The organism is Nonomuraea spiralis (assembly GCF_014648435.1).
GTDB lineage: Bacteria > Actinomycetota > Actinomycetes > Streptosporangiales > Streptosporangiaceae > Nonomuraea > Nonomuraea spiralis.
In genome coordinates this window covers 166,940-184,624 of sequence record NZ_BMRC01000009.1, presented here as the reverse complement: position 1 = coordinate 184,624, position 17,685 = coordinate 166,940, and the positions used below count along the sequence as shown (strand labels likewise).

Annotated in this window: 16 protein-coding genes; 12 read left to right on the top strand and 4 right to left on the bottom strand. The window is 72.2% G+C overall.

Translation table 11 applies throughout. The features are described 5' to 3' along the window. Window positions 1-8: 8 nt before the first annotated feature. On the bottom strand, window positions 9-932 hold the full coding sequence (locus IEZ27_RS23640) for an NADP-dependent oxidoreductase (RefSeq protein ID WP_189649235.1): 924 nt from the start codon (window positions 930-932) through the stop codon (window positions 9-11). A 92-nt stretch (window positions 933-1,024) separates the two neighbouring features. On the opposite strand from IEZ27_RS23640, the gene IEZ27_RS23635 reads away from it, so the two are divergent. Beyond that, on the top strand, window positions 1,025-1,459 hold the full coding sequence (locus tag IEZ27_RS23635; protein ID WP_125636220.1) for a winged helix-turn-helix transcriptional regulator: 435 nt from the start codon (window positions 1,025-1,027) through the stop codon (window positions 1,457-1,459). Between the two features lie 20 nt (window positions 1,460-1,479). On the opposite strand, the gene IEZ27_RS23630 is transcribed toward IEZ27_RS23635, so the two are convergent. Continuing rightward, complete coding sequence (locus IEZ27_RS23630) at window positions 1,480-2,148, bottom strand: DUF4097 family beta strand repeat-containing protein (RefSeq protein WP_189649234.1); 669 nt, start codon at window positions 2,146-2,148, stop codon at window positions 1,480-1,482. 223 nt (window positions 2,149-2,371) lie between these two features. Here IEZ27_RS23630 and IEZ27_RS23625 point away from each other — a divergent pair, with 223 nt between their 5' ends. The 3 genes from IEZ27_RS23625 (at window position 2,372) to IEZ27_RS23615 (ending at window position 6,856) form a co-directional block, all read left to right on the top strand. Further along, the gene (locus tag IEZ27_RS23625; protein ID WP_189649233.1) at window positions 2,372-3,106 is read left to right on the top strand and encodes a helix-turn-helix domain-containing protein; all 735 of its coding nucleotides are present in this window, start codon (window positions 2,372-2,374) and stop codon (window positions 3,104-3,106) included. 62 nt (window positions 3,107-3,168) lie between these two features. Beyond that, a complete protein-coding gene (locus IEZ27_RS23620) occupies window positions 3,169-6,162 on the top strand; it encodes a CHAT domain-containing protein (protein WP_189649232.1) in 2,994 nt (997 codons plus the stop codon). A 7-nt stretch (window positions 6,163-6,169) separates the two neighbouring features. Continuing rightward, window positions 6,170-6,856, top strand: coding sequence for a hypothetical protein (locus tag IEZ27_RS23615; RefSeq protein ID WP_189649231.1), 687 nt, complete (start codon window positions 6,170-6,172; stop codon window positions 6,854-6,856). Between the two features lie 20 nt (window positions 6,857-6,876). Here the strand turns inward: IEZ27_RS23615 and IEZ27_RS23610 are convergent, their stop codons facing one another. Further along, window positions 6,877-7,848: a threonine ammonia-lyase gene (locus IEZ27_RS23610; RefSeq protein ID WP_189649230.1), complete on the bottom strand. Its 972-nt coding sequence runs from the start codon at window positions 7,846-7,848 to the stop codon at window positions 6,877-6,879. 216 nt (window positions 7,849-8,064) lie between these two features. On the opposite strand from IEZ27_RS23610, the gene IEZ27_RS23605 reads away from it, so the two are divergent. From IEZ27_RS23605 to IEZ27_RS23580, 6 genes are all read left to right on the top strand, one after another. Then, entirely contained in the window at window positions 8,065-9,087 is a 1,023-nt protein-coding gene (locus IEZ27_RS23605; RefSeq protein ID WP_189649229.1) for a hypothetical protein, read from the top strand. A 78-nt stretch (window positions 9,088-9,165) separates the two neighbouring features. Continuing rightward, entirely contained in the window at window positions 9,166-9,579 is a 414-nt protein-coding gene (locus IEZ27_RS23600) for an SRPBCC family protein (protein ID WP_189649228.1), read from the top strand. Window positions 9,580-9,655: 76 nt separating this feature from the next. Continuing rightward, a complete protein-coding gene (locus tag IEZ27_RS23595; protein WP_189649227.1) occupies window positions 9,656-10,354 on the top strand; it encodes a GNAT family N-acetyltransferase in 699 nt (232 codons plus the stop codon). Window positions 10,355-10,413: 59 nt separating this feature from the next. Next, on the top strand, window positions 10,414-11,640 hold the full coding sequence (locus IEZ27_RS23590; RefSeq protein ID WP_189649226.1) for an MFS transporter: 1,227 nt from the start codon (window positions 10,414-10,416) through the stop codon (window positions 11,638-11,640). A 169-nt stretch (window positions 11,641-11,809) separates the two neighbouring features. Beyond that, complete coding sequence (gdhA, locus tag IEZ27_RS23585; RefSeq protein ID WP_189649225.1) at window positions 11,810-13,150, top strand: NADP-specific glutamate dehydrogenase; 1,341 nt, start codon at window positions 11,810-11,812, stop codon at window positions 13,148-13,150. A 125-nt stretch (window positions 13,151-13,275) separates the two neighbouring features. Next, window positions 13,276-14,031, top strand: a complete 756-nt coding sequence (locus IEZ27_RS23580) for a ZIP family metal transporter (protein ID WP_189649224.1) — start codon at window positions 13,276-13,278, stop codon at window positions 14,029-14,031. Window positions 14,032-14,068: 37 nt separating this feature from the next. Here the strand turns inward: IEZ27_RS23580 and IEZ27_RS23575 are convergent, their stop codons facing one another. Continuing rightward, window positions 14,069-15,514 (bottom strand): multicopper oxidase family protein, encoded by a 1,446-nt coding sequence (locus IEZ27_RS23575; protein WP_189649223.1) that lies wholly within the window; start codon window positions 15,512-15,514, stop codon window positions 14,069-14,071. A gap of 269 nt (window positions 15,515-15,783) precedes the next feature. On the opposite strand from IEZ27_RS23575, the gene IEZ27_RS23570 reads away from it, so the two are divergent. Both IEZ27_RS23570 and IEZ27_RS23565 read left to right on the top strand, forming a co-directional pair. Further along, window positions 15,784-17,040 carry an MFS transporter gene (locus IEZ27_RS23570; protein ID WP_189649222.1) on the top strand — a complete coding sequence of 419 codons (1,257 nt, stop codon included), beginning with the start codon at window positions 15,784-15,786 and terminating at the stop codon, window positions 17,038-17,040. Next, the gene (locus tag IEZ27_RS23565) at window positions 17,037-17,639 is read left to right on the top strand and encodes a cysteine hydrolase family protein (RefSeq protein WP_189649221.1); all 603 of its coding nucleotides are present in this window, start codon (window positions 17,037-17,039) and stop codon (window positions 17,637-17,639) included. The genes IEZ27_RS23570 and IEZ27_RS23565 overlap by 4 nt, the downstream gene beginning before the upstream one ends. Window positions 17,640-17,685 lie beyond the last annotated feature (46 nt).

The window sequence follows — 17,685 nt, the reverse complement described above, 5'->3', positions numbered from 1 at the left end:
GAAGGCCCTCAGATCGTGACGGCGAACTTGCCGAAGGTCCCGGCGGTGAAGTCGGCGATCGCGCTCGGCGCCGCGGCCAGCGGGTAGGAGCGGGCGACCGGCACCCGCAGGCGGCCCTCGACCACGTCGGTGGCCAGCCGGGCGAGGGTGGCCGGGTTGGGGTCGGCCATCACGGCCGTGGCCTTGAGGTCCCTGGCGGGCTCCTCGGGCAGGTAGTGCAGGGTGGAGGCCAGCCGCCCGCCGTCGGCCAGCAGGGCGGCGACGGCCGGGCCGTCGCCCGCCAGGTGCAGCGCGGCGTCCACGCCGCCGGGCGCGATCGCGCGCACCGCCGCCGTCAGGTCCTCGTGGTCGACGGTCCAGGCGGCGCCCAGTCCGGTGACGAACGCGGCCTCGGCCCCCGGCCTGGCGGTGGCGATCACCCTGGCGCCGCGCGCGGCGGCCATCTGGACGGCGAACGCGCCCACGCCGCCGGTCGCGCCCGAGATCAGGACGGTCTCCCCCGGCGCGGGGGCGACGGCCTCGACCGCGTCGAACGCGGCGGTGCCGGCCAGCCCCAGCACGCCCGCGCGGGTGTGGCCGAGCCCTTGGGGCATCCGCGCCAGGCCGTACCCGTGGTTCACCGAGACGTACTCGGCGTAGCCGCCCTGGCCCAGGGTGGGACGCATGACCACGCCGAAGACGTCCTCGCCGGCGGTCAGGCCGGTCACCCCCTCGCCGACGGCGGCCACGGTGCCGGCGAAGTCCTTGCCGAGCACGACGGGGAACTCGTACTCGTACACGCCCTTGAGGTGGCCGCCCAGCACGCCGAGGTCGAAGCCGTTGACCGAGGAGGCCAGCACCCGGACCAGCACCTCGCCGGGGGCGGGCTCAGGGGTGGGCAGGTCGGTGGCCGCCAGGCCGGCGCCGAAGCCGGTGAATGCCATGGCACGCATGATGATCACTCCGTTGTGTCGCGAATGCAGCAGTAATTTCCGTGCGCTGGTTACTTCTTGTGCGCGGATCGATCCTGCTGCACAATGCCGCCATGGCGGAAGAAGGCACTTTGGCCCGCGTAGGGCACACCGATGTGCGCGACCCGATCGGCGAGGGCCACCCGACCTGCCGGCTGCGCGACGTTCTCGACCGGGTCGGCGACAAGTGGAGCGTCCTGGTGATGAACCTGCTGGGCGACGGCCCCAAACGTTACTCCGAGCTGCGGCGCTCCATCGAGGGCATCTCCCAGCGGATGCTCACCCTCACCCTGCGCAGTCTGGAACGCGACGGCCTGGTCGAGCGGACGGTCACCCCCACCTCGCCGCCCCGGGTGGACTACGCGCTCACCCCCGTCGGGCAGACGCTCTCCGTCCAGGTCTCCGGGCTCATCGCCTGGGCCGAGGAGCACCGCCCGTACGTGGCCACCGCCCGCGCGCGCTACGACGACGGCTCGGCGAACGTCTCGGAGATCAGGCCCGGCCAGTAGGCCGCCCGCCATCCGGCGGCTCAGAGGCTGCGGGCGGTGATGTCGCCGTACGCGGTGGTGGCGTGGATGTCGAGGGGGGCGCCGGCGCCTTCGGCGTTCATGAGCGAGTTGTGGACGCGGCCGTAGGAGGTGCCGGCGTCCAGGGAGGCCGAGACCCCGGCGGCGGCGCCGACCGACACGTCGCCGGCCTCGGTGCGCAGCACGACCTTGCCGCTCACGGCCTCGGTGACGTGGATGTCGCCCTTGCCGGTGCTGATCTGCGCGGAGCCGTTGAGCCGGCCGATCGTGACGTCGCCGGCCGCGGTGGTGAGGCGGGCGGACGCGGCCTCGTCGATCTTGATCGTGCCGAGCGAGCCGTCGAGGACGACCTCGCCGAACCGTCCGACGGCGCGGAAGTCGGCGGCGGCGACCTTCGCCTCGATCCGGGAACCGGCCGGGAGCTGGACCGTCACCTCGACGGAGCCGGAGGGGCCGAGGTACTGGTTCTTCACGGTGGTCTCGATCCGCAGGACGCCGTCGCCGTACTCCACCTTGGTCTGCTCGGCGGCCTGCGCGTCGCGGCCCTTGGAGGCGTCGGCGGGCCGGATCTCGACCACGGTGTCGGCCCTGTCGGCGGCGATGAGCTGCACGCGCCCGGCGGGGATGTCGAGGACGGCGGCGATGGGGGCGGGGGTGGTGAAGGTCTGCATTGCTCTCTCCTGCGCTCGTTGTTTCTGACAACGGAAACGCTACGTTGCTTTCCAAGAGCGCGCAACATCCATGTTGCGAAGAAAATGCATTCATGCAGGTCAACGTCAGCTAATCGTTGCGCCGGCTTGCCGGATAACGCAACGACCTTCGCTCGTTTCGTTGCAATGGATTGAACGTTAACGCTATGCTGGGCGGCGATCGGGAGAGACGAAGGAGATCGCGATGCCGGGAGGCAGGCTCACCCAGCACGACCGCCAGCAGATCGCCGTGGGGCTGGCCGACGGCCTCGCCTACGCGGAGATCGCCAGGCGGCTCGACCGTCCCACCTCCACCGTCACGCGCGAGGTGATGCGCAACGGCGGGCCCACCGCCTACCGCGCCGACCTGGCCCACCGCGCCACCGAACGCCGTACGCAACGGCGCGCCCAGCCCGCGCCGCGCGCGCCCCAGGCCGTCCCGCAGGCCCACGGGCGCGACGCCGAGGCCGTGCGCGAGTACGAGGAGACGTTCACCACCGTGCTGATGCAGGGAGGGCTGCCCAAGATGATGGCCCGGGTGCTGGGCTGCCTGTTCACCACCGACGCGGGCAGCCTCACCGCGTCCGAGCTCGCCCAGCGCCTCCAGGTCAGCCCGGCGACCGTCTCCAAGTCGATCGCGTTCCTGGAGGGCCAGGGCCTGGTCCGCCGCGAACGCGACGAACGCCGCCGCGAGCGCTACGTCGTTGACGACGAGCTGTGGTACCAGTCGATCATCACCAGCGCCCAGGACAACGCCCGGCTCGTCGAGATCGCCCGCCAGGGCGCCGGCGTCCTCGGCCAGGGCACCCCGGCCGCCACCCGCCTGGAGAACGTCGCCCGCTTCCTCGACTTCGTCACCGAGAGCCTCATCCGCGCCGCCGAGCAGGCCCGCGCGGTCCTCCACACGAAGCCCGGGCCCCGTGTGCCGGACGAGCGCTGATCAGGAGCGCCTTCGTCACGGAAGGCCCTCCGCCCGCCACCCTGCGCATCCATACTGTCCCTGTGGACGACCTGGCGCTCGTGCTCTTCGACTACATGCTGGATCTTCGCAATCGCGGCATCTACTCGGAAGAGGAGGCCGTCCGGCGGGTCCGCGACCTGCCGCCGCTCGGCGCGGGCGACGCCGAGCGGGCCGCCGACCGGGTCAAGGAGCCGCCGCTCCTGCTCCCGGAGCCGGCCATGATCCTGTTGCAGGACATGAACGTGGGCGTGCCGCTGCTGTTCAGCACCCTTGAACACCGGCGCAACCACTTCCTGCTGCTGCACGAGAGCCTCCGGCCGCGCGACGGCGGCTCGCTCGGCCCCCACCGGGCGGTGCGCGACTGCCTGACCGCCACCATCGACCTGCTGACCGACCGGCACGAACCGGCCGTCATGGACCGCGGGGCCCGGCTGGCGGACGCGTTCGCCGCCGCCACGGGCTCGGCCCTCGCGTTCAACCTCGCCGGCCGCGTGCACTTCGAGCCGTACTCGCCGGCCGCCGGTTCCCAGTCCTACGAGCACGACGTGGCGATGCGCGCGTTCCGCCGGGCCTGGAACTCGGGCATGCCGCGCCCGGCGAGCGGAACGCCGGACACGTTCCCCGGCTACGACGACTCCTTGGAACGTGCCGAAGACTGCTTCCGGCGCGCCGCCGCCCTCGACGACGGCGTCGAACGGGGACGCGCGCTGGCCTACCTGGCGCTGATCGACCTGACCCGGGCGATGACCGGCAGGCCGCCGGACCTGCGGCAGGTCGAACGCCGGCTGGAGGAGGCCGACCGGCTGCTCCCGACGCGGGCGGACCCCACGGTCTGGGCCAGGCTCTGGCTGTTCGCCGGTGACCTGCGCGACCCCTCGGTCCTGCTGCGCGCCCCTCGTGTCCACGTACGCAACGCCGGGCAGATGATCGCCGAGCACGGCCTGCACGCCACCGCCTGGCTCTACCTCACCGCGATGGAGCTGGCGTGCGGCGCGGCGGACCGCGACCGGCTCGCCGTGTGCTCGCAGCACCTGCGGCCGTTCCTCCCGAGGACCGGCATGGAGCAGGCCCGGCTGCACGCCGCGAGCCTGCTGCTGCACGCCCTGCCCGGCGACCCGACCGGCTGCGGGCAACATCTGACGGGCATGCCTCCGGAGACCTTCCTCGACTACGGCCAGCCGGCGGCCGCCGTCCACGCGCTGCTGCACGCCCGGTACGACGGACCGACCCTGGACCGGGTCGGCGCCGCGGCCCGCCGCGGGAACGGCGCACTGAGCAGGGCGTTCAGCCTCGCCAGGACCATCTCCTTCGACCCCGTCGCCGACCCCGGGGACCAGGAGGCCGACCCCGTCGCCACGGCCGACGCGGCACTCGGCTACCTGGTCGAGAACTGCCCCGACACCGCCACCGTGTGCCTGGACGGGCTGCCGCGGCAGATCAGGCAGCTCCCCGCCCGGTCCGGGGCCGACGTCGCCCACCTGCTGCTCCGCATGGTGGGGCTGGTCGGCGGCGCGGGCGTGCATCTCGGCGACCAGGGACATCGGCTGATCCAGCAGTCGCTGTTCGAGATCGTCTCGCTCGCCGCGGTCCGCGGTTTCCCCGACACGGACGCCATCTGGCTGGCCGCGCACCAGCTCGCCAAGGGCTTCGTACTGGCCGCGGCGCTCGACGGCGACAGGCGCCCGGTGGACGCCATGACCCAGAACGTGAGCCAGGCCCTGCGGGTGCACGGCACGACCGGCGCCGAGTTGTCCGCCGGGGCCTGGCAGGTCAACGGCGGGGCGTCGGCGCAGCTCGCCGCGCCCGTCACCGTCCGCGAGGGGCAGCCGGGCGCCGACGAGGCCCAGACCTCCGCCAACTGGCGCCGCGTCTACCACCGCACGCTCGCCCGCGACCTGGCCAGGGCCGGCATGGCCGCCGACCGGCCGATCCGCGGGCTCCGGCAGGTGCAGGACGTCCTGGGCGACTCGGCCTGTCTGCTGTCCCTGCTCACCGGCGACATGCAGGGCGACTACGGCAACACCGTCACCGCCGAACTGATCACCGGGCGGGCCACCGAGGTCGTCGTCACCTACAGTCCCGGCCGGCCCGGCCTCTGGGGCACGATGCTCCTCGGCGGCGAGCGTGGCGTGATCGACCTGTCCGTCCTGTTCGGCGGCATGCCCACGCTTTTGGACGCCGTACAGGAGGACGCGCTCACCCGGCACCTGTCGCGCGAGGCCGAGGAGCGCCTGCGGGAGGAGGCCGGGCGGCTGGGCCCGATGCTGGACTGGCTGTCCGGGCTCGACGACACGGTCACCACGCTCTATCTGTGGCCGCACGAGGCCGCCCATGTGCTGCCGTTCTGGCTGCTGCCGTTCGGCGACGGCATCGTGGCCGACCGCTTCACGGTCAGCGTGCTGCCGTGCCTGGCGCCGCTGTTCCGGGCGGACGCCGCGGCGCAGGAGGAGGGGGTGCTCGCCGTCGCCTCGGCCGCGGGCGGCACCCGGTACGGCCTGCCGTACGAGGAGTCGGTGGAACGCAGCGCGGCCGGGATCGCAGCCCTGTTCGGCGGCCGGGCGCTGACGGGAGAACGGGCGACGCCGGCCGAGCTCCTGACCAGGGCGGGCCGGACGCCGTACATCCACCTGGCCGCGCACGGGATGCAGGACCCCGACGCGCCGCTGTTCCACTGCCTGTTCCTGGCGGGCGAGGACGGCAGGCTGTTCGCCGACCAGATCCTGCGCTGCGACCTGAGCGCGGTCCGGCTGGTGACCATCGAGGCGTGCGAGTCGCTGCTGATGCGCTACGACTACCTGGACAACCTGTTCGGCCTGCCGTCGATGTTGCTGCGCGCCGGCGCCGGGGCGGTGGCGGGCGCCTGCTGGTCGGTACGCCCCGAGGTGTCGGCGCTCTTCTTCGCCACGCTCTACCAGCACCTCTACCGTTCGGGTGAGGTCGGAGCGGCCTTCGCCCACGCCCAGGCCCTCACCCGCCGGGCCTACCCCCAGTACGCGGACTGGGGAGCGTTCTGCCTCGTCGGGCACGCCGGATAGGAGAACCATGGACGAAACGATCTTCGAGCTGCCGCTGCGACCGGCGGCCGAGCATCCGGTCGAACTGGAACCGCGCCGCGTGCTGGGCGGGCCGCCCGGCGGGCCGCTGGCCAGGCGGATGTCCTTGGGCGAGCCCGTACTGGCGCCGCTGGAGCAGCCGGAGGGCGAACGCGCCGCCGTCGACCGCTACCTGCTGGACACGCTGGCCACCCACGACTTCTTCGAGCTGCACCTGGTGATGACGCTCTACCCCGACCCCGGCGAACCCTTCGAGGACGCGGCCATGGGCGTCAGCCTCACCACCCCCGACGGCCGCGAACGGCCCATCGCCTGGTCGCTGTTCCCGCTGCGCTCCGCGGTGCCGGTGAAGGTGACGAACAACGTCGGGATCAACGCCAAGCTCGGGTTCGCCGAACCGTCGCTGGCCCACAACACCGAGCACAGCAGGGACGACGTCTTCGTCCTGGGGCTCGGGGAGCGGGAGAGCGATTTCGAGTGGCGGCTGCGCCGTACTCGGGCGGCCGAGCTGTCGGGCGTCCAGCGCATGTTCGCGGTGGTCAAGGCCAGGAAGGGCACGCCGTTCGAGATGACGATGATCGTGTCGGCCTCGGTACGCCGGTCCAGGCTCGGCCTCTCCCGCTTCCGCGCCAGACTGCCCGAGGTAATCCGCAACGTCTCCTGGCCCGCCCGCTGAACCGCCGGGTTCCACGGCCGTCAGGAAACGCCGATCCAGCGGCGGTAGGCGTCCGGGTCGACGTTGCCGCCGCACACGACGGTGACCACGTGCCGGCCCGCGAAGCGGTCGCGGTCTTCGAGGATCGCGGCGAGGCCGAGCGCGGCCGACGGCTCGACGACCAGGCCGGCGTGGTCGAGGAACATCCGCATCCCGGCGATGATCGACGCCTCCCGGACCAGGACGGCGTCGTCGGCGACCAGGAGGAGATCGTCCAGGACGGCCGGGATGGGACGCCGGCCGGCCACGCCGTCGGCGATGGTGTCGGTCGGCCCGGTGGTGACGACCCGCCGCCGGCGCCACGAGTACGTCATCGCGGGCGCGCCCAGCGGCTGGACGCAGATCACCTCGACGTCGGGCGCCAGGGATTTCAGCACGTGCCCCACCCCGGTGGCCAGCGCCCCGCCCCCGAGCGCGATCAGGACGGCGTCGAACGAGGGCACTGCCGCCACCAGCTCCAGGCCGATGGTCGCCGCGCCTTCGCAGGTCTCAAGATCCAGGCTGTCCTCCACCAGGCGTACGCCGTCGTACCGCGCGATGGCCGCCGCCCGTTCGCGGGCCGTGTCGAAGTCGCCGTCCACGAGTTCCAGCCGGGCGTCCAGGGCGCGGATGCGGTCGAGCTTGGCGGCGGGGACGGAGCGGGAGGCCACGACGGTGACGTCCAGGCCACGGCGGCGTCCGGACCAGGCGAGGGCCTGGCCGAGGTTCCCCGCGCTGGCACAGACCACGGCCGCCGCCCTGCCGTCGACGCCGGTGAGCAGGCTCGTGACCAGTTCCGTGCCGCGGGCCTTGAAACTGCGGACCGGGTTCGCCGTTTCCAGCTTGACGCTCACCGCACAACCGAGGTGGGGTTCCAGCGCCTCACAGCAGTAGAGCGGGGTGTCGAGGAAGATCGGGTCGATCACCCGGCGGGCCGCCCGGATGCGAGCGGTGTCGAGGCGCGTCGCTTGCACGGCACAACAGCGTAGCGACGCGACGCCTGTCAGCACGATCTTCTCCGTACGAACAGCCAGGGCTCGGCGAAACCCCCGACCGGCGATTCCAACAGGCCCCGGCCGGAGGGGATGCCGTACCGCCAAGTCCGGACACGTTGTGTGATCGCCCCTACACTGTCTGGCGCGGGTCTGTGCGGCCTCATGGGCCGGTCAGGAGAGGCGGGGTTGAGGGCGATGAGCGAGGTCCCTGGCGTCGGAGAGACCGCAGGGCTCGGGCTGGAGTCGGTCACCTGCCATGAGGACCTGGTGAAGCTGCTGGCCGAGCGGTTCGTACGGGCCGACGTGTCGTTGCGGGAGTTGCAGGCGCGGGCCGACAAGGCGGGCGGCGCCCGGCTGCCGCGTACCACCTGCGCCGACATGCTGGCCGGGCGGCGTTTCCCGAAGAAGGCGGTCATGGTGGCGTTCCTGCGGGGATGCCGGGTGCCCGACCATGAGCTCCCCGCGTGGGAACGGGCGTGGGAGCGGGTACGTGTCGGCCGCCTGTCCGGCAGGACGGCCGGGGACGACCACGTCCCTCCGGCCTCCCACGACACACCGCCCCCCGCCGCCCCCGAGCCTGGGGCGTCGGCGTCTGGTGGGTGGCGGCGGCGGGGGGTGTCGGCGGCTGCGGTTGTCGTGTCCGTGGTTGTCGTGGCGGTTCTGGGGGTGGTCGTCGTACTGCGGCTGGAAGGGCAGGGGGAGGTGCCCGGCGGGGTGCCGGCTCATGTCGTCGATCCCGCCCATGTCGTCAGTGACGACGGGCGCGCGTTCCCTCGGGGCGGGTCGAGCCGGTTCACCGTGAGGGTCAGCGCGGCCAACACCGGCGTACGGCTGATCCGCCGCCTCGACGTAGGGGTCGGCCTCCAGGACGCCACCGTCACCGTCAACGGCACCCCGGCCGCGAGGTGGCGCCCCCTCCTTGAGGACGGCGTCTACAAGTGGCGCAACCAGATCGTCGACGTGCCCCCGAAACTGACGGCGGGCCGGCGTTCGCTCACCGTCGTCAACACGTGCGTGTCCGCCTCGGGCTGCAACGAGTTCCTCTACACCGTCGAGCACGAGGTCAACGGCGTCTGGTCGATCGCCGACACGGTCGACGTCGGCCGCGACCACAGCGCGAGCGAGGCCGCGCACGACTACCGCGTCGTCGGCGAGGACTGGGCAGACCGCCAGACCTTCGCCTACCCGCCCCGGAAGGACGACTGGAACGTCCGGTGACGCCGTACGGGCGGGATCGTGCTCGGGCATTATGGAAGGACGTACTATTCTGTAATCCCATAGTGAAGGACGTACACAATGGCCTCCATCCGGCATGAGATCGTCGTCGACGCCTCCCCCGAGCGTGTCTGGGACGTGTTGCGCGACGTCGGCGCCGTGCACGAACGCCTGCTGCCGGGCCGGGTGACCGACACCAGGATCGAGGGCGACCAGCGGTTCCTGACGTTCCCCGACGGGCACGTCATCAGGGAGCTGATCGTCGCCGTCGACGACGACGCCCGCCGCCTGGCCTATGCCGTCGTGGAGGGCGCGCGGCCCCCGCTGGAGCACCACCACGCGACCTTCGAGGTCCGCCCGGAGGGCGACGGCGCGGGCCGGCTGATCTGGACCGCCGACGTGCTGCCCGACTCCTCCGCCGCCGAGGTCGGGGTGCGCATGGAGTACGGCGTACGGGAGATGAAGCGGGCGATCGAGGCCGGTGAACGCTCTTGACAACGATGTCACTAGGATGACCGGCCGGACGTGTCATCGTCCGTCCGACCGGCCGACCCACGAGAGGCGCACCACCATGGCGGACCCCGACGCCACCGCACTCGACGACCCGGTGGGCGCCTCGCTGCGCGGCCACCACGCGCACCTCGCCCGCCGCCTCGGCGCCGCCGCCACCTACGAGGCGGAGGTCGCGACCTTCTCCGCCGTGTCCGCCGACCCGGACGAACGGGAGTGGGCCGACCTGGCCCGGCTGCTCGGCCGGGGCCGGCTCGCCGACCTGTTCAGCCGCCCGGCGGTCCCGCCGCCGGACTGGGAGCCGGTCTTCGTCCTCGAAGGCCGCCAGCTCGTCCGGACCGGCGCCCCGGCCGCCGGGACCGCCGTGAACAGCGGGGACGTGGTCGAGCTCGGTGCGGAGAGCGTGCCCGGGATGCTCGATCTCGTCGCGCGGACCCAGCCGGGGCCGTTCTGGCCGCGTACCCGCGAACTGGGCACCTACCTCGGCGTCTTCGAGGACGGCGCGCTGGTCGCGATGGCGGGCGAGCGGCTGCGGCCGCCGGGCTGGACCGAGATCAGCGCCGTCTGCACCGCGCCCGAGGCCCGCGGCCGAGGGCACGCCGCCCGCCTGGTCAGCGCCCTCGTCGCGCGGATCGTCGCCCGCGGCGAACGTCCCTTCCTGCACGTCGCGGAGGCGAACACCGGCGCGATCGCCCTCTATGAACGGCTCGGCTTCGAGACCCGCGGGCCCGTGACCTTCCGCGGGTTCCGCACCCCCTGACGGCCCGCCCGGAAAAACCCGTTGCCGGGGATGCTCCGCGAACGTAGGGTTTTGCGCTCGTGATCGCAGTGGTGGAGCGAGTCCTGCCTGCCCGGCTGGGTACGGGATTCCGATGGTTGCTGGCCTCCAGCTGGTTGACGAATCTCGGTGACGGGGTCGCGGCCGCCGCGGGCCCCCTGTTGATCGCGACGCTGACCCGCGATCCGCTGATGATCTCGTTGTCGGCCCTGGTGAGCTGGGCGCCGCCGCTGCTGTTCGGCCTGTACGCGGGCGTCCTGTCCGACCGGTACGACCGGCGCAGGATCGTGCTCGTCGCGAACGCCGTACGGGCCGTGGTGCTGGCGGTGCTCGTCGTGCTCATGATGACCGGCACCGTGAGCGTGGTGACGGCGCTGGCCGCGCTCACGCTCCGGGCCGTCGCCGAGGTGTTCGCCGACAACGCGACGGCCACGCTGACGCCGATGATGGTCGACCGGGACGATCTCGTCGTCGCCAACGCCCGCCTGGGCACCGGGTTCATCACGCTCAACCAGCTCGCCGGCCCGCCGATCGGCGCGGCGCTGTTCGGCCTGGGGCTGACCTGGCCGTTCGCGAGCCAGTTGCTCCTGGTGCTGGCCGGGATCGTGCTGGTCTCGCGGATCACGCTGCCGCCGCGCGACCAGCCGGCCGGCGGTCGCGGGCCGGGCACCGTACGGGAGCTCGTGGCCGGGTTCAGCTGGACGTTCCGGCACGCCGCGGTCCGTACGCTGGCGCTCACCATCCTGATCTTCAACTTCACGTTCGGCGCGGCCTGGTCGGTGCTCGTCCTCTACACCCAGGAACAGCTCGGCCTCGGCGCCATCGGGTTCGGCCTGATGACCACCCTCAGCGGGATCGGCGGCCTGGTCGGCACCGCCCTGTACGGCACGATCACCCGCCGTCTGAGTCTCGGCGCCCTGATGCGGATCGGGCTCATCATCGAGACGCTGACCCACCTGGGCCTGGCCCTGACCCATTCGCCGTGGGTCGCCGGCGCCATCTTCCTGGCCTTCGGCGCGCACGCCTTCATCTGGGGCACGACCTCGGTCACCGTCCGCCAGCGCGCGGTCCCGCGCGAGCTCCAGGGCCGGGTGGGCAGCGTCAACACCGTCTGCGTCTACGCCGGCCTGGTGGTCGGCTCGCTGATCGGCGGCGTCCTGGCCACCCGGTTCGGGGTCGCGGCGCCCTTCTGGTTCGCGTTCGCCGGTTCCGCGGTGTTCGTGGTGCTGCTGTGGCGGCAGCTCATGCACATCGCGCACGACGACTGAGCGCCCCTCCCCCACGCTTCGTGCCCTTGCCCTTGCGCAGGGCCGACGGCTTGTGCACGGCCTGCTGCCCGCTTACCGGTCTGCTTCGTCCAGGCCAGGGCGCGTGCGGCTGACAAAATGCCAAATCGTAAAGTGAGCAGGATCGCAACTGTGATGTAGGGAGTACCCGTTGCACGAGAAACTGTCGTCGATCTACGACAACGTCCTGCGCCGCAATCCTGGCGAGGTTGAGTTCCACCAGGCGGTGCGGGAGGTGCTCGAGAGCATCGGCCCGGTTCTCGGCAAGCATCCCGAGTACGCCGAATCGAAGATCATCGAGCGGATCTGCGAGCCCGAGCGGCAGATCATCTTCCGGGTGCCGTGGCTGGACGACCGGGGCGAGGTGCAGATCAACCGGGGCTTCCGGGTGGAGTTCAACAGCGCGTTGGGGCCGTACAAGGGTGGGCTGCGGTTCCATCCGTCGGTCTACCTGGGCATCGTCAAGTTCCTCGGGTTCGAGCAGATCTTCAAGAACGGCCTGACGGGCCTGCCGATCGGCGGCGGCAAGGGCGGGTCGGACTTCGACCCCAAGGGCCGTTCCGACCGCGAGGTGATGAGCTTCTGCCAGAGCTTCATGACCGAGCTCTACCGGCACATCGGCGAGTACACCGACGTCCCGGCCGGTGACATCGGCGTCGGCGGGCGCGAGATCGGCTACCTGTTCGGCCAGTACAAGCGCATCACCAACCGCTACGAATCCGGCGTCATCACCGGCAAGGGGCTCGTGTACGGCGGCGCCCAGGTACGCACCGAGGCCACCGGCTACGGGTGCACGTTCTTCGTCGACGAGATGCTCAAGGCGCGCGGCACGTCGTTCGACGGCAAGCGGGTCGTGGTGTCGGGCTCCGGCAACGTGGCGGTCTACACCGTCGAGAAGGTCCAGCAGCTCGGCGGCGTCGTGGTGGCCTGCTCCGACTCCTCCGGCTACGTGCTGGACGAGAAGGGCATCGACCTCGACCTGCTCAAGCAGATCAAGCAGGTCGAGCGCGGCCGTCTGGACGCGTACGCGGAGCGCCGGGGCGGCCACGCCGTCTTCGTGCCCGACCACAACGTGTGGGAGGTGCCCTGCGAGGTGGCGATGCCGTCCGCCACGCAGAACGAGATCACCGGCCGGGACGCCGCGTTCATGGTGGACAACGGTTGCATCGCGGTCGGCGAGGGGGCCAACATGCCGACCACGCCGGAGGGCATCAAGCTGTTCCTGGAGGCGGGCGTCGCGTTCGGGCCGGGCAAGGCGGCCAACGCGGGCGGCGTGGCGACCAGCGCACTGGAGATGCAGCAGAACGCCAGCCGTGACTCGTGGACGTTCGACTTCTCCGAGCGCCGGCTTCAGGAGATCATGCAGGACATCCACGCCCGCTGCCTCCAGACCGCCGACGAGTACGGCATGCCGGGCAACTACGTGGCCGGCGCCAACGTCGACGGCTTCCGCCGCGTCGCCGACGCCATGCTGGCCCTGGGCCTGATCTAGGGGCCCCTGCCGGTGCCGCCGACGCCCTGATCGGGCCTCCCGGAGTTCGCCGTCGCCTCCCGTGGACGATCTCAGACCGCGATACTGGGGCAAGCAGGATAAGCGGGGCAGGGAGGGACGGGGACGTGCCTGGCTGGGCGGAAGCGGGAGTGTGGGGCCTGGTCGCCGGGGGCGCGCTGATCCTGGGCGCGGGCATCGCCTGGCTGTTCCGGGTCCCGGCGCGGCTGATCGCGACGATCATGGCGTTCGGCGCCGGCGTGCTGATCTCGGCGTTGTCGTTCGAGCTCATGGACGAGGCCGAACGCACCGGCGGGCTCGCGCCCACGGCCGCCGGCTTCCTCGCGGGGGCCGGCGCCTACGTGGCCGCCAACGCCTGGCTGGCCCGCCACGGCGCCCGGCACCGCAAACGTTCGGGTGATCAGCAGCCGGGCGAGGGCGACGTACAGGGCAGCGGCGCCGCCATCGCCGTCGGCGCGCTGCTCGACGGCATCCCCGAGTCGGTGGTGCTCGGCCTCTCGCTGCTGCACGGCGGCGAGATCGGGATCGCCGTCGTGGCGGCGGTCTTCATCTCCAACGTGCCCGAGGGCCTGTCCAGCGCCGCCGGGATGAAACGGGCGGGCCGCAGCCTGTCCTACGTGCTGGGGGTCTGGGGCGGCATCGCCGTGGCCAGCGGCGTGGCCGCCGCGGCCGGCTATCTGACCCTGCGATCGGTCTCGCCGGCCGTCATCGCCGTCATCACGGCGGTCGCCGCGGGCGCCATCCTGGCCATGGTCGCGGACACGATGATCCCCGAGGCGTTCGAACGCGCGCACGTCCTCACCGGCCTGATCACCACCGTCGGCTTCCTGTCGGCCTTCGCCATCGACCGGCTGAGCACCTGACGGACCGGCGCCCCCGCGGCCGGGGGCGGGCGGGATGTCAGTGGTGCATGTCGTGGCGGCGGCGCGGGGCCTTGCCGTAGCCGAACACGCCCATCATGCCCTGCTCCTGGTGGTAGAGGTTGTGGCAGTGGAACATCCACTCGCCGGGGTTGTCGGCGTGCACGTCGATCTTCAGGCGCTTGCGCGGCATGACGTTCACGGTGTCCTTCCTCGGCCCGCGCCCGCCGCTCGTCAGCACCTGGAAGGTGTGGCCGTGCAGGTGCATGGGGTGCCACATGTGGGTGTCGTTGTGCATGACGATCCTGATCGTCTCGCCCTGGTCGACCCGCAGCCGCATCGGGTCGTTGGCCAGGCGGCCGTTGAGCGTCCACTCGTTGCCGCCGACGCGCTGGCGCCAGCCGAGCGTGACGGTGACGGTCCTGGACGGCGGGGGGAGCCGGTCCGCCCTCAGCGACCGCAGATCCTGATAGCTCAGCGTCCGCCGCTGGAGCTCCGGGACCTGGCCGTTCGGCGACGGCGTACGGGCGCCGGGCGCCGTACGCACCACCGCGAACGCCCTCCCGGCCTTGCCCTCCGCCATCGCCATCAGCGGGAACGCCCCCGCCTCCAGCGTCACGAGGAAGTCGTAGCGCTCGCCCATCCCGACCACGAACGTGTCCACGGTGACGGGCTCGCAGGGGAACCCGTCGGCGTGGGTGACGGTCATGCGGTGGCCGCCGAGTGAGACCCGGAAGGCGGTGTCGGCGGCCGCGTTGATCACCCGGAACCTGACCCGGTTGCCGGGACTCGCGGTGTACGTCATGGGGTCGTCCGCGGTGCGGCCGTTGACCAGGTAGTACGGGTAGCGCACGTGGCCGGACGTGCCGCCGAGGACATGGCTGGTGAGCGTCACGTCGTGCGGGGTGGTGTTCATCTTCCGCAGCGCGTCGTCGGCGTTGCCGTTGACGCCGTCCAGCCAGTCGTCGAGCATGACCGTGAACTCGTGGTCGTAGGAGTGCGGCTCGTCCGGGTCCTCCACGATGAGCGGGCCGTACAGGCCGCGGTCGCTCTGCATGCCCACGTGCGAGTGGTAGAAGTACGTGCCGGCGTCGGGGACGGTGAACACGTAGTCGAACGTGTCGCCGGGCTGGGTGGCCCGCTGCGAGAAGCCGGGGGCGCCGTCCATGGCGTGGGCGATCCTGATGCCGTGCCAGTGAACGGTGGTCGCCTCGGGCAGGTCGTTGACGAGCCTGGCCCGTACGGTGCCACCGGCCGTCGCCCGGATGGTCGGGCCGGGCAACAGGCCGTCGTAGGCCCAGGTCTGCAGGGCACGCCCGTCGAGGACCACGGTGCCGGGACTGGCCCGCAACACCCGGCCTCCCGGCGCCGCCGTGGTGCCCCCGCCCTCGGACGCCGCCGCGGCGACCGCGGGAACGCTGCCAATGGCGGCGAACATGCCGCTGACGAACAACCTGCGAGTCACGACCCCGCGCGAATCTTCCATAGTGGATCCCCCCGTCCACCTCGCAAAATAACGGAGAGTCGCCGGGAGAGCGCTGTGCCACGCTAGGCGGAGCGCCGCCTAGGTCTCAAGTCGTGACCGCCGAGGCGTTTTCGCCCGCCCCGGACCGGGTGCACGCGGCCCCGAACTCCAGGGACAACCGCCGGTTGTGGCCGGGCGACCTGCGGTTGTTTGATCGCCGGGCGTCGTACTCGCTTTGATGCTTCCGATCGCGGATCGGTCGTACGGGCGAGTGACGAGGGGCGGCGCACATGGGGAACGGGCACCGGTTGGGGCGGCGGTTCGGATGGCTCTGGGGGGCGTACGGGACCAGCGCGCTCGGCACCTGGCTCGCCTTCGGCGCGTTCCCGCTGATCGCGGTCCAGGTGCTGCACGCCGGGCCGGCGGAGGTGGCGGCGTTGTCCTCGGTGGGGGCGGCGGTGGGCGCGGCCGTGGCGGTGCCGCTCGGCCCGTGGGTGGAGTTCCGCAGCAAACGGCCGGTGCTGATCGCGACGGACCTGGCGCGGTTCGCGGCGCTGCTGACGATCCCCGCCGCGTTCGCGCTCGGCGTCCTGTCCTTCGCGCAGCTGCTGCTGGTCTCGGTCGTCGTCGCGGCGGCCGACATCACCTTCCGGGCCGCCTCGGGCGCGTACCTGAAGACGTTGTTGCCCGCTGAGGACCTGCTCGTCGCCAACGTCCGGTTCGAGTCCACGACCTGGACGACCACGATCATCGGGCCGCCGCTGGGCGGCGCCGCGATCGGGCTCCTCGGCCCGGTGGCGACGGTGACGGCCGACGCGGTCAGCTACCTGCTCTCGGCCCTGGGCATCCGCGCGATCGGCGGCGCGGAGCCGCGCCCGGAGCGCCCGAAGGCCGCGCGGATGCGCGCCGGGGACCTGCTCGACGGCTGGCGGTACATCCTCGCCGACGCGACGCTGCGCCCGCTGTTCTTCAACACCGCCCTGTTCAACGGCCTGGTGATGGCCATTGACGCGCTGCTGGCCGTCCTGATGCTCGGCGAGCTCGGGTTCGAGCCCTGGCAGTACGGCCTCGCCTTCGCCGTGCCGGCGATCGGCGGGCTGCTCGGCTCGCGGCTGGCCCGGCCGCTCGTCACCCGGTACGGGCAACATCAGGTCCTGGTCGCGGCCGGGGCGCTGCGCGTGCTCTGGCCGGTCGGCCTGGCGTTCGTGGGGCCGGGCGGCGGCGGGCTGCTGCTGGTGATGGCCGTCGAACTCGGGCTGATCTTCTGCTGCGCGGTCTTCAACCCCGTCCAGGCCACCTACCGCCTCCAGCGCACCCCCGACGAGCGGGTCGCCCGCACGCTGTCCGCCTGGGCGGTGACGACCAGGGCCTCGACCGCGCTGCTGACGGCCGCGTGGGGCGTGCTGGGCAGCCTGCTCGGAGCGCGTACGGCCATCGCCCTGGCCGGTGTGCTCCTGCTTGCGACCTCGCTGCTGCTCCCCCGCCGCGCCGCCGCGGCGTCCCCGGAAGTCCACGTCACCCAAGGAATCCCTCAAGGAGAGAAATGACCGTCACCTCCCCCACGCTGGACCCCCGGACGGCCGCTCTGCTCGTCCTGGACTGCCAGCCGGCGATCCTGGCCGCGCTCCCCGGCCCGGAGGCGCTGCTGTCGCGGGTGGCGGACGCCGTCGCCGTCATGCGGGCCGACGGCGGCACCGTCGCCTACGTACGCCTCGGGTTCACCGAAGCCGACTGGGCGGCGATCCCGCCGGCCAACAGGACCTTCTCCCTCTTCGGCGAGCGGCGCCTCCTGCACCACGAAGATCCGGCCACGGACGTCCACGACCGGCTCGCCCCCGAGCCCGGCGACATCGTCGTGCGCAAGACCCGCCGCGGCGCGCTGTCCACGACGGACCTGGATCGGCGGCTGCGCGATCGCGGGATCACCACGCTGGTCGTCGCCGGCCTCACCACCAGCGGCGCCGTACTGTCCACCGTGGCCGACGCCGCCGACCGCGACTACCGGCTCCACGTGCTCTCCGACGGCGTCGCCGACCCGGACCCGCGGGTCCACGAGACCCTGATGACCGGCGTGCTCCCCAGGCTGGCCGACATCGTCGACACCGCCGGGCTGCGTTCGCTCCTGCACGGGAGCCGCCGGAGGTGAAAGCCATCGGGGTCCGCGGCGGAGTAGGCGCGTGAGAAAGCGGATG